The 11653-nt window shown below is 69.8% G+C and carries 11 protein-coding genes; 4 read left to right on the forward strand and 7 right to left on the reverse strand.

Annotated elements, in window-relative coordinates; all coding sequences use genetic code 11:
* Positions 1 to 34: 34 nt before the first annotated feature.
* Together P1Y20_RS14660 and trmY are read right to left on the reverse strand one after the other, a co-directional pair.
* Positions 35 to 457 carry an EamA family transporter gene (locus tag P1Y20_RS14660; protein WP_304449397.1) on the reverse strand — a complete coding sequence of 141 codons (423 nt, stop codon included), beginning with the start codon at positions 455 to 457 and terminating at the stop codon, positions 35 to 37.
* 57 nt (positions 458 to 514) lie between these two features.
* Positions 515 to 1111 carry a tRNA (pseudouridine(54)-N(1))-methyltransferase TrmY gene (gene trmY, locus P1Y20_RS14665; RefSeq protein ID WP_304449398.1) on the reverse strand — a complete coding sequence of 199 codons (597 nt, stop codon included), beginning with the start codon at positions 1109 to 1111 and terminating at the stop codon, positions 515 to 517.
* A 91-nt stretch (positions 1112 to 1202) separates the two neighbouring features.
* Here trmY and P1Y20_RS14670 point away from each other — a divergent pair, with 91 nt between their 5' ends.
* Positions 1203 to 3554 carry an STT3 domain-containing protein gene (locus P1Y20_RS14670; RefSeq protein ID WP_304449399.1) on the forward strand — a complete coding sequence of 784 codons (2352 nt, stop codon included), beginning with the start codon at positions 1203 to 1205 and terminating at the stop codon, positions 3552 to 3554.
* Here P1Y20_RS14670 and aglM read toward each other — a convergent pair whose 3' ends face one another.
* Entirely contained in the window at positions 3555 to 4853 is a 1299-nt protein-coding gene (gene aglM, locus P1Y20_RS14675) for a UDP-glucose 6-dehydrogenase AglM (RefSeq protein WP_304449400.1), read from the reverse strand.
* Between the two features lie 122 nt (positions 4854 to 4975).
* Here aglM and P1Y20_RS14680 point away from each other — a divergent pair, with 122 nt between their 5' ends.
* Complete coding sequence (locus tag P1Y20_RS14680) at positions 4976 to 5776, forward strand: N-acyl homoserine lactonase family protein (protein WP_304449401.1); 801 nt, start codon at positions 4976 to 4978, stop codon at positions 5774 to 5776.
* A complete protein-coding gene (locus tag P1Y20_RS14685; protein WP_304449402.1) occupies positions 5777 to 7090 on the forward strand; it encodes a hydroxyacid-oxoacid transhydrogenase in 1314 nt (437 codons plus the stop codon). It begins immediately after the preceding gene.
* Positions 7091 to 7092: 2 nt separating this feature from the next.
* Here P1Y20_RS14685 and P1Y20_RS14690 read toward each other — a convergent pair whose 3' ends face one another.
* The 4 genes from P1Y20_RS14690 to P1Y20_RS14705 are packed head-to-tail and all read right to left on the reverse strand — an operon-like array spanning position 7093 to position 10694.
* Positions 7093 to 7398: a PDGLE domain-containing protein gene (locus tag P1Y20_RS14690; protein WP_304449403.1), complete on the reverse strand. Its 306-nt coding sequence runs from the start codon at positions 7396 to 7398 to the stop codon at positions 7093 to 7095.
* Complete coding sequence (locus tag P1Y20_RS14695; RefSeq protein ID WP_304449404.1) at positions 7395 to 8024, reverse strand: energy-coupling factor ABC transporter permease; 630 nt, start codon at positions 8022 to 8024, stop codon at positions 7395 to 7397. The genes P1Y20_RS14690 and P1Y20_RS14695 overlap by 4 nt, the downstream gene beginning before the upstream one ends.
* Before the next feature lie 49 nt (positions 8025 to 8073).
* Positions 8074 to 9738 (reverse strand): acetate--CoA ligase, encoded by a 1665-nt coding sequence (locus P1Y20_RS14700; RefSeq protein WP_304449405.1) that lies wholly within the window; start codon positions 9736 to 9738, stop codon positions 8074 to 8076.
* Complete coding sequence (locus P1Y20_RS14705; RefSeq protein WP_304449406.1) at positions 9735 to 10694, reverse strand: cyclase family protein; 960 nt, start codon at positions 10692 to 10694, stop codon at positions 9735 to 9737. The genes P1Y20_RS14700 and P1Y20_RS14705 overlap by 4 nt, the downstream gene beginning before the upstream one ends.
* A gap of 118 nt (positions 10695 to 10812) precedes the next feature.
* Between P1Y20_RS14705 and aglF the strand changes: the two genes are divergently transcribed.
* Positions 10813 to 11553, forward strand: coding sequence for a UTP--glucose-1-phosphate uridylyltransferase AglF (aglF, locus tag P1Y20_RS14710; protein WP_304449407.1), 741 nt, complete (start codon positions 10813 to 10815; stop codon positions 11551 to 11553).
* Positions 11554 to 11653 lie beyond the last annotated feature (100 nt).

Here is an 11653-nt window from a genome sequence, read left to right on the forward strand (position 1 = left end):
CGTCTTCCCCTCGCACTGGCGCGGTGCCAGCACGTCACCCGGTCGCCGTCAGGTAGACCGCGACGCAGGCGAGCGCGATGCCGAGGCCCTTCCGGGCGGTGAGTTCGTCGCCGAGGAAGAGGAGGCCGAGGACGGAACTCCCGACGATGAACATCCCGAAGATGGGGACGACGACGCTCACCGGCCCGGTCGCCAGCGCCTCGTAGTACGCGAGTATGCCGACGGTGAGGAACGCGCCCGCGGCGAGCATGTAGACGCCGGCGTCGCCGGTGACGTGGACGAGGATGGGGCCGCGCTGGTACAGCGCGACGCCGAGCGCCGACACCGCGAGGATGGTGTTGGCGACGAGCGCGACGACGTAGCTCGGGACGCTGCTCGTGGCGAGCTGTGCGAGGGGGGTGAAGGCCGTGTAGCCGAGGAGGGCGACGACCGACCAGACGAGGTAGTTGTCGTTCACACCGCCGGTACGACCGCCGGGGAGAGAACACGTCGACTGGCGGCAATCGCCGTCCGGTCAGTAGGTCGCGTAGCCGTCGGTGTCGAGGTAGTTGTGCGCCACGGTGATGGCGTGGTTCGCGTGGAGCAGTTCCGGGCCGAGGCGCACCCGCTCGTCGGCCGTCTCGGCGAGCAGGTCCGCCTCGCGTCCGGTGAAGTCGTGGTGGTCCGAGAGGACGAACACGGGGTCGGCGGGCGGGTCGACGTCCACGACGGGCGTCCCCGCCTCGTGGAGTTCGACGACGGTTCCCTCCCGGGCGGCGTCGGCGAGCGTCGCCTCGAAGCCACGCCGCGAGAGGTGGACGCCGGGCGACGTCTCCGTCTCCATGTGACCGATGGCGCCGTCGCGTCCCTCGAGCGCCTTCCGGACGAGCGCGGCCGTCGAGCGCTCGTCGGGGTTCAGCCGACGGAGCTCGCTCCCCTCGAAGCGCAGGGTGTACTCGTCGCCGAGCACCAGCAGACAGCGGGCGTCCTCACGGATGGCGTGCGAGAGGAAGAACGTCGCGTTGACGCACCGACAGAGCACGTCGAGGCGGCCCGCGCCGCCCGCGAGGTCGTCGAGCGAGAAGTCGGGCGTCGTGGGGGCGTCGTGGCCGGTGACGATGAACTGGCGCATACCCTCTCGCGGCGGGGCGGCGTCATACGTCCGTCGCTCACGAGTCGCCGCGAGCGATGCGTTTATTTCCTCTATCGAATAGCATCGTTCAATGAATGACTCGTCGACGGAAACGCTCCTGGCCGAGCGCCCGGACCTCGAACCCGCGGTCCGGGCCGTCCTGCGCGTCGACGCCGAACGCGACGGGTGGGACTTCGAGGCGGTTCCGGTCGACTCGGGCGCCTTCGGCGAACTCGTCGCTCGCGGCCTCGTCGAACGCGACGGCGACGGCTACCGCGTCGTCGACCCGTCCGCCGTCCGGGCGGCGCTCGACGGCACCGGGAGCGGACGGCGACGCGCGTCCACCACCTCCACCTGGTCGAGGACTGCATCGCTGGGAACGTCCCTCTCCAACTCGCTACCCGACCGGTCGTCGTTCCTGGCGCTCTGTGGCGCGCTCGCCTTCCTGGTCTGTCTCCGCCTCCTCTCGCTGCCGAGCGTGCTGCGCGACCGGGTGGTCCTCTCCGGGAACGACCCCTACGCGTACCGCCACTGGACGGAGGAGACGCTGTCCGCGGCCGGCGGCACGCTCGACCCCGCGGTCCTCTCCGACCTCCCCGCCTCCGTGGCGCTCGGCGAACCGCTGCTCGTGGCGACGCTGTGGGCGGCGAGCGCGCTCCTCGGCGGCGCGTCGGGACCCGTCCTCGCGTGGTACCCGGTCGTTGCCGCCCTCCTCTCGGGCGTGTTCACCTACCTCCTCGCGCACCGCGTGAGCGGCGACCGGCGGGTGGCGCTCGCGGCCGTCGCACTGCTCGCGGTGATACCCGCCCACGCACTCCGGACGGGACTCGGCTTCGCCGACCACCACGCCTTCGACTACGTCTGGTTGACGCTCACGGCGTGGGCGCTCGCGGCGCTCGTCGACCGCGAGGACCTCTCGTTCGGGGGGGCCGGCTACGCGCTCGCGCTGGCCGTCGGCGTCGCCGGCCAGACCATCGCGTGGGACAACGGGCCGATACTGCTCGTCGCCGTCGGCGTCGCGGTGGCGCTCGTCGTCCCCGTCGCGGCACGCGACCGGGAGACGCTCCTCCCGGTCAGCGTCCCGCTCCTCGCCGGCCTCGCGCTGGCGGCCGTCACCACGCACCTGGCGCACGTCCGCCTCGGCTGGCACACGTCGACGGTCGCCTACGCACCGTCCCTCCTGCTGGTCGGCGCCGGTGGCGTTCTGCTGGTCGGCGAGGTGGCCGCGCGTGCGGGGTCCGACCGGGTTCCGGTCGCCCCGGCGGTGCTCGTCGTCGAGGTGGTCGGAGCGACCGCCGGCGTGCTCGCGGTTCGCACGCTCGCACCGGGATTCTGGAGCGACCTCCTGACGGGCGTCGGACGGTTGTTCGCGGACCGGTCCATCGCGGAGGTCCAGTCGCTGTTCGCCTCGGGGTCCGCGGGGTGGCTGTTGCTGTTCGGGTTCGCGCTCCTGCTCGCGCTCCCCTACCTCGCGTGGGGCCTCCGGCGCGGGTGGCGCGGGGCGCTCGGGTGGCTCGTCGCCGGCGCCTACGGCGGCTACTTCCTCGCGCTCGCGGCGGTCCAGACGCGCTTCGCGGGCGAGCTATCGCCGTTCGTCGCCGTCTTCGCCGGCTTCGGCTTCGTCCACCTCGCGGGGTGGGTCGACCTCGCCCCCCTCCCCCGACCGCTCCGGACAGACGGCGGCGAGAACGCTCCCCTCCACCTCCCCGACCGCCGGACGCTCGGGACGCTCGCGGTCCTGTTCCTCCTCGTCGGCGGCCTCGGGATGGTGCAGGTGCCGATGAAGACGGGCCTCGTCACCGTCTCCGACGAACAGTACGGGACGGCGGCGGCCGTCGAGGCGGACGCGGACGCACGCGCGCTCGCGGAGGAGGAACGCTACGTCCTCTCCGAGTGGGGGCGCAACCGGATGTACAACTACTTCGTCGCCGGCGAGGCCGCCTCGTACGGCTACGCCTTCTCGAACTACGCCGAGTTCGTCGGGTCGTCCGACGCCGACGACTGGTACGACCGCTTCGAGGGGCACGTCGACTACGTCGTCGTCGCCGAGGAGGACGTCACGTTCGCCAACACGGCGGGCGGCCACCTCCACCACGAGTACGGGAGTCGCACCGAGGAGGTCCCCGGTACCGCGCACTACCGGGCGGTACACGTGAGCCCCGGTGGCGAGTACGCGGCGTTCGCCGTCGTCCCCGGCGCGACGCTCGCCGGTGCCGTTGCGAACGAGTCGACCTCGGGCGAGTCGGTCGACCTCGCGACGAACGTCACCGTCGAGGGGGCGTCGTTCACCTACGAGCGCCGCGCGGCGGTCGAGGAGGGCGAGTTCGCGGTCACGGTCCCCTATCCGGGGACGTACGACGTGGGCGGGGAGCGGGTGACGGTCACGGAGCGGGCAGTCGAAAACGGGTCGACGGTGCGCGTTGGCGACGGTGGGAAGACGTAGTTACCAGGTGAGCCCTTCGTACGTGATGCCGTCGCGCGGTTCGACGATGCGCCGACCGTCGACGACGACGGGCGCGGCCATCGCCTCGAACGCTTCGTCGAGGGCGGCGAACTCGTCCCAGTCCGTGACGACGAGCGCGCCGTGGGCGCCCTCTAGCGCCTCCTCGGCCGAGGCGACGTAGTCGACGTCGGGGTAGAGGTCCGCCATGGCGTCCGCGGCCGCCGTCGGGTCGTAGGCGGCCACTTCCGCGCCCCGGTCGAGCAACCCCTCGATGACGAGTTTCGCCCGCGAGCCGCGGATGTCGTCCGTGCCGGGCTTGAACGCGAGGCCGAGGACGGCGACGCGCTTGCCCGCGACGTCGACGTGGTCGTCGAGCAGTTCGAGCATCCGGCGGGGCTGGCCGTCGTTGACCCCGACGACGGCGTCGAGGAGCGTCGGTTCGTAGCCCGACGTCCGGGCGGCGGCCCGGAGCGCGTCGGTGTCCTTCGGGAAGCACGACCCGCCCCAGCCGACGCCCGAACGGAGGAACTGCTCGCTGATGCGGTCGTCGAGGCCGATGGCCTCGGCCACCTCGTAGGAGTCGACGTCGAACTGCTTGCAGATGTTCCCCAGTTCGTTGATGACGCTCAGCTTCGACGCGAGGAAGACGTTGTTGGCGTACTTTATCATCTCCGCCTCGCGCCGACCCGTCCGGACCACCGGGACGTCCTGGGGCGTCACCAGCGGGTCGTACAGTTCCTCGAGGAGCGCGAGGGTGCGCTCGTCGCCCGTCGTCCCCCACACCACCTTGTCGGGGTGGAGGAAGTCGTCGACCGCGCTCCCCTGGCTCTGGAACTCGGGGTTGACGGCGACGTCGAAGTCCTCGCCGGCGGTCTTGCCGGAGGCCTCCTCGAGGATGGGGACGAACCGCTCGTCGGTCGTCCCCGGGATGACGGTGCTCTTGACGACGACGACGTGGTAGCCCTCCTTCTCGGCGAGGACCTCGCCGACGTCGCGCAGGCCCGCCTCGATGACGCCGAGGTCGATGCTCCCGTCCTCCCGGGAGGGCGTCTGCAGGGCGAGGACCGTGAGGTCGGTCTCCGCGAGGGCGGCGTGCTCGGTCGTCGCCCGCAGTCGCCCGCCCGCGTGTTCCGCGATGAGTTCGGGGAGGCCCGGTTCGTGGATGGGCGACTCGCCGGCGTTCAACCGCTCGACGATGTCCTCGTCGATGTCGATGGCGACCACGTCGTGGCCGAGGTCGGCGAAGCAGGCGGCGACGGACGAACCGACGTAGCCGCTGCCGACGACAGAGACGTTCATCGTCCGAGTCGACCACGTGCGCACACTTCAGCCGTTCGGCTGAGCGACCCGTCCCCGTCAGAGACTCTCTCTCGAACTGGGGGATGACTAGCTATTTTGTATCAGTTTCGTAATCATCAATCATGGTTGACGCGACCATCCACGTCATCGACCGCGGCGGACTCGAGTGCGACCTGAACTACCTCATCCAGGGGAACACCCTCGGCAGTCACGACGAACCGAACCCGGACACCGACTACGTCGAGATACCGGTGTTCAACCTCGTCATCGAACACCCCGAGGGGACCATCCTCTGGGACACCGGTTCCCACCACGACGCGGCGAACGGTCACTGGCCGGAGGGGCTGGCCCAGGCGTTCTACCCGCACGACGCCCACGAACACCGGATGGACGACGACCTGGAGGAGGCGGGGTTCGGCATCGACGACATCGACGCCGTCTTCCAGACGCACCTCCACCTCGACCACGCCGGCGGCCTGGAGTTCTTCGACGGCACCGACGTCCCGGTGTACGTCCACGAGGAGGAGGTGAAGTTCGCCTACTACAGCGCGAAGACGCCGAAGGGGAGCGCCGCGTACGTCCTCGGTGACTTCGACCACGACCTCAACTGGCAGATACTCCACCAGGACGTCGAGGAGCACTTCGAGGACGTCGAGTTCATCCGACTGCCCGGGCACACGCCCGGCCTCACGGGGACGATGATACACCTGCCCGACGAGACGGTCGTCTTCGCGGGCGACGAGGTGTACCAGAGCGAGAACTACGACGACGAGGTGCCCCTCGGCGCGGGCCTGCTCTGGTCGGGCCAGCACTGGTTCGAGAGCCTCCAGCGCATCAAGGACCTCGAACGGCGCCACGACGCCCAGGTCGTCTACGGCCACGACCCCGACCAGTTCGAACGCATCCTCGACGGGTGGTCGTAGATGGGGTACGACCGCTCGGTGTCGGCGCCCGAGCACGTCCAGTCGCCCGAGACGGTCTGGCACCTCCAGATGCCCCAGATACGCTTCGGCATCGACGCCGTCGAGGAGGTGGCCTACCAGCTCCGCGACCTCGGCGTCGACGAGGACGCCCACGGCCTGCTCGTCACCGACGAGACGCTCGTCGACGTCGGCCACGCCGGCCGCGTCGGCGACGAACTCGACGCCGACGGCCTCTCGGTCGACGTCTTCGACGGGTCGGCGCGCGAACCCACCGTCGAGGACGTCGAGGCGTGCATCGAGTTCGTCCGCGACGAGCAGGGGGAGGCGGGCTACGACTTCTACCTCGGCCTCGGCGGCGGCAGCGTCATGGACACCGCCAAGACCACCCGGGCGGTCATCGCCAACGGCGGCGAGATACTCGACTACGTCGCCGAACCGACCGGCGAGGGGGAGGCGCTCACCGAGTCGGGCGTCCCGCTCGTGCTCCTCCCGACGACGGCGGGGACGGGTGCGGAGATATCGCCGGTGTCCATCCTCTCGGTCGAGGAGAAGGAGATCAAGGAGGGCATCTCGAGCAACCACGTCCGGGCGGACGCGGCCGTCCTCGACCCGACGCTGACGACGACGCTCCCGGCGGAGATGACGGCGAAGACGGCGATGGACGCCCTCGGTCACGCCATCGAGGGGTACACCACCCACCGCTACGACCAGTTGCTCCGCGCGAGCGACCCCGCCTCGCGGCCGGTGTACGCCGGCCGAACCCCCGTCACCGAGATGTTCTCCGAGAAGGCCATCGCGCTGCTCTCGGGGAACGTCAGAACGGCCGTCAACAACGGCGACGACCTGGAGGCGCGCGCGAACATGCTCCAGGGGGCGCTGTTCGGCGCCATCGCCGGCCTCACGGCGGGCGCGAGCCTCTGTCACGCTATCGCCTACCCCGTCGGCAACCGGTATCACACCTACCACGGCGAGACCATCGGCGTGCTGACGCCGGCGAGCACGCTCGGCTACAACGCGGCGAGCGACCCGCCACGGTTCGCCCGTATCGCCGAGATGCTCGGTGCCGACACCGACGGGATGCACACCCGCGAGGCGGCCAAGCAGGGGAAAGCGCAGTACATCGCCCTCCAGCGCGACCTGAACGTCCTCCCCTCCGGGCTCGCGGAACTGGCCGGTATCACCGAGGAGGACCTCGACTGGCTGGCGACCCAGACCGTCGAGACGCAGGCGCGCCTGCTCCGGTGTAACCCCAGACCCGTCGAGAAGGAGGACGTCCACGCCATCCTGGCGGACGCCCTCCACAACTGGGAGTAGCGTTATCGAGCGAGGAGTCGCCCCACGCCGACGGCGAGGACGAAGACGAGCGCCGTCCCCACCGCCCCGGCCACGAGCGTCCCGAGGTACGGACCCAGCCCCGCCACACTGTAGTCGGGGAAGAGCGCCGGCACGAGGGTGACGGCCGCGTCGCTCGCACCCGTCAGTTCGGCCGCGTTCTCCAGCGGTTCCGCGTAACCGACCCGCGCCGCCCCCCACGCGAACGCCGGCGAGAGCGCGACGAGGACGGCGACCACTGCCAGCAGGCGACGCGGGGCGTCGCGCGCGGCGTCCACGGCGGCGCTCACGCGGTCACCCCTTCTGTACTCCCCGTCTCGACCTCGCGCGAGAACAGGCGGACGCCCGCGTAGGTGAGCAGCCCCTCGCCGAGGCCGAGGGCGGCGTGCCCGCCGACCATCACCGAGAGGACGGTGAGGAGGTCGTAGCCGAAGGCGGGCGAGAGGCCGAGCTGGAGGCCGGCGGCGGCGGCGCCCGCGGTGATACCGACCCAGCCCGCGAGCACGACCGCTGCGGGGCGGTTCCAGTCGGCGAGCGCCCGGTAGACGGCCCAGCCGACGTACGCCTCGACGACCGCCATGTTCCAGACGTTCGCGCCGAGCGCGAGGAGGCCGCCGTCGCCGAAGACGACGGCCTGGACGGTCACGACGAGCGCGACGCTGAGCGCGCCGAGGTGTGGGCCGAGCACGAGCGCGGCGAACGCGCCGCCGACGAAGTGCGCGCTCGTCCCGCCGGGAATCGGCCAGTTCAGTAACTGCGCGGCGAAGACGCCCGCCGTCACGACGCCGAACAGCTGGACGCGCCGCTCGGTCAGGTCGGTGTCGACGCGCCTGGCGCCGGCGAGCAGGACGACCGCCGAGAGCGCCAGGAACGCGCCCGCCATCCACGGGTGCAAGAACCCATCCGGTGTGTGCATCGTATCCCGACGAGGGTGGCGACGGGAGTAAACTGCTCTGGTCGACGCCCTACTCGCGCAGGTCCGCGCGACGGACCTTCCCGGTGGTCGTCGTCGGGAGGTCGTCGATGAACTCCACCTCGCGTGGGTACTCGTACTGCGCGAGGCGCTCGCGGACGAAGGTTCTGAGGTCCTCGCGCAGGTCGTCGCTCGCCTCGTAGCCGTCGGCGAGGACGACGAACGCCTTCGGCACCTCGCCGCGCTCCTCGTCGTCCACGCCGACGACGGCGGCGTCGGCGACGGCGTCGTGGCCCGCCAGCGACTCCTCTATCTCCTCGGGGCCGATGCGGTAGCCGGCGCTGATGATGACGTCGTCCGTGCGCCCCCGGAACGTGACGTAGCCGTCCGCGTCCATCTCCCCGAGGTCCTCGGTGAGGAGCCAGCCGTTCCTGACCTTCGCCTCGGTCTTCCGGGGTCTGTTGAGGTACTCCACGAAGCAGACGGGGTCGCCCTCGTACCGGACGGCGATCTCCCCGACGGTGTCGGGGTCCTCGACGAGTTCCGCCGTCTCGGGGTCGACGATGCGGACGTCGTGGCCGGGGCCGCGGCGACCCATCTTCCCCTCGCGGAACTCGGTGAGGGCGGTGCAGTCGCCGACGACGAGGTTCGCCTCGGTCTGACCGTACCCCTCGTGGACGGCCGCCCCGTCGAAGGTCGCCTCGGCCCAGTCGACGATGGACTGGCCGAGCGACTCCCCGCCGGAGGGGATGACGCGGACGGTGTCGACGTCGAAGCGCTCGCGGGGCGACTCGACCTGCATCATCATCCGGAGGGCGGTCGGCGGCGCGAAGTAGTTGGTCACGCCGTAGCGCTCGATGAGTTCGAACGCCGTCTCGGGGTCGAACGGCCCGCCGTCGTACGCGAGGACGGGCTTGCCGTAGTAGAGACCGGGGAAGAGCACGTCGAACAGCGAGGCGACCCACGCCCACTCCGCGGGCGTCCAGTAGACGTCGTCCGCCTCGATGCTCACGTTACAGAACGTGGTGAGGAAGAGCGGGAGGTGCCCGAGCAACATCCGGTGGGCGTGCAGGACGCCCTTCGGGGCCCCGGTCGTCCCCGAGGTGTAGATGACGATGGCGTCGTCCTCCGCGTCGGTGTCGACGGTTTCGTGTTCTCTCCCGTGCTCCTCGACGGCGTCCCACAGCAGGTCCTCGTCGCCCTCGGGTTCGCAGTCGACGGTGAGGACCGTCTCCAGGTCGGGGAGGTCCTCGCGCACTGCCCGGAGGGTGTCGACGTTCGCGGCGTCGACGACGCAGGCTTTCGCCTCGCTGTCGGCGAGGCGATAGGAGAGAGCGTCGGTGCCGAACAGCGTACTGAGGGGAACGGAGACGGCGCCGAGTTTCCACGCCGCGACGTGCGCGAACACCGTCTCGGGTTTCTGCGGGCAGTTCACCCCCACCCGGTCGCCCCGCTCGACCCCCCGGTCGGCGAGGCAGTTCGCGAGGCGGTTCGACACCTCGTGGAACTCGCGATAGGTGTACTCCCGGCGCGTCCCGTCCTCGGCCTCGGCGTAGAGGGCGACCCGTCCCTCGTCGTCGGCCCAGCGGTCGCAGACGTACGACGCCATGTTGAACCGGTCTGGCACCTCCCACTCGAAGGCGTCGAGCAGGTGGTCGTAGTCGTCGAACTCGCGTTCGTGGAACCGGTAGGCGTCGAGGTGCGGTGCGTCGGTCATTTGATGGCGATGGGGTTGACCGGCGACCCGGTGCCGCCGACGATCTTCAGGGGCGACCCGACGTAGAGGAAGTCGTACTTGCCGTCCTCGGCGCAGTCGTCGGCCAGTTCGTCCAGGCGGTTTATCTCGTTGAACGCGACGCCCTGGTCGCGGAGCAACGCGCCGTGCAGCGGAAGGAGCGTCTCCGTCTCGTCGGAGACGGTCTGCTCGTTGGCGATGGTGTCGGTCCCGAAGGCGGGTATCTCCATCTCGTGGAACCACTCGACGAGGTCATCGGAGTAGGTGATGCCGGGCTCGTCGAACTCGTCGCCGTAGAACGCCTCCTCGCCCTCCTCGTAGAACAGCTCTATCCACCCCGTCCGGATAAGGGGGATGTCGCGCGGTCGCAGGTCGACCCCCTGCTCGTCGGCGCACGCCTCGAGGTCGTCGAGGGTGATGCGCTCGCCGCGGTCGAGGCGCTCGCGCCCCCGGTGGCGAGCCACGTCGAGCAGGACGCCCCGGCCGACGACGCCGTGGTCGGCCATCGGCTCGATAGAGCAGCGACCCATCCCGCCCTTGGTCGTGCCGGCGTCGAAGCCGTTGTACAGCTGGTCGTCGTACCAGACGTGTCCCAGCGCGTCGAACTGCGTCGTCCCCTGGAGGAACATGTAGATGACGTCGTCGGCGTACTCCAGCCCGCCGGCCGCCGGCATCTCGAACTTCCCGGACTCGAAGTGTCCCTTGTCGAGTTCCATGTAGTGGTCGGCGGCGCTCCGCCCCGGCCAGACCGGGTCGCCCTCCCGCCGACCGATGGGGAGGCCGAGGGTGAACGTCCGGCCGTGTTCGACCGCCTGTACCCCCCGAAGCACCTCCGCCTCGGTGAGGTAGTTCAGCGCGCCCGTCTCGTCGTCGTCGCCCCACTTCCCCCAGTTCGAGGGTGCGTCGGCGAGGACCTCCGTGATGTCTCGTTCGCTCATTGGCAGCACACCGCTCGCACGTCCGGAGCTCCCGGGAATAAATCTAGTGTAATCGTCCGTGAATAATGTGCGTCCCCGGTGACCAACTTATTTACTGAGGGCCGGTGAGTGACCGCGTATGCAAGCAGTCGTACTCGCCGCCGGGAAGGGGACTCGGCTTCGCCCGCTCACCGACGACAAGCCGAAGGCGATGGTCGAAATCGACGGCCGGCCCATCCTGACGCACTGTCTGGACCGTCTCATCGAACTCGGCGCCGACGACCTGTTCATCGTCGTCGGCTACCTGAAAGAGGAGATCATCAAGTACTACGGCGACAGCTACGAGGGCGTCCCCATCACCTACTGCCATCAGCGGGAGGCCAACGGGCTGGCACACGCGCTGCTCACCGTCGAGGAGCACATCGACGACGACTTCATGCTCATCCTCGGGGACAACGTCTTCGAGGCCAACCTCGCCGACGTGATTCGCCGGCAGGCCGAGGAGCGCGCCGACGCCGCCTTCCTCGTCGAGGAGGTGCCCTGGGAGGAGGCGTCCCGGTACGGCGTCTGCAACACGAACGACTACGGCGAGATAATCGCCGTCGAGGAGAAACCGGACGACCCGCCGACGAACCTCGTGATGACGGGCTTCTACACCTTCTCGCCCGCCATCTTTCACGCCTGTCACCTCGTCCAGCCCTCCGACCGCGGCGAGTACGAACTCAGCGACGCGGTCAACCTCCTCATCCAGAGCGGGCGCACCATCGACGCCATCCGGATGGACGGCTGGCGCATCGACGTCGGCTACCCCGAGGACCGCGACGAGGCCGAACGCCGGCTCCAGGGGGGCGAAACCGCCGAGGAGGCCGAGTCCGACTGACGCGCCGGGCCCTGTTATTCAGTGCCGATGCTGATACATCTAGCTCAATCAATTTCTCAGATTGGATTTTGCGGTAGTAGTACATACTAACGTAAGTATT

The sequence above is a fragment of the Halomarina ordinaria genome (assembly GCF_030553305.1).
In the GTDB taxonomy this organism is placed as follows: Archaea; Halobacteriota; Halobacteria; order Halobacteriales; family Haloarculaceae; genus Halomarina; species Halomarina ordinaria.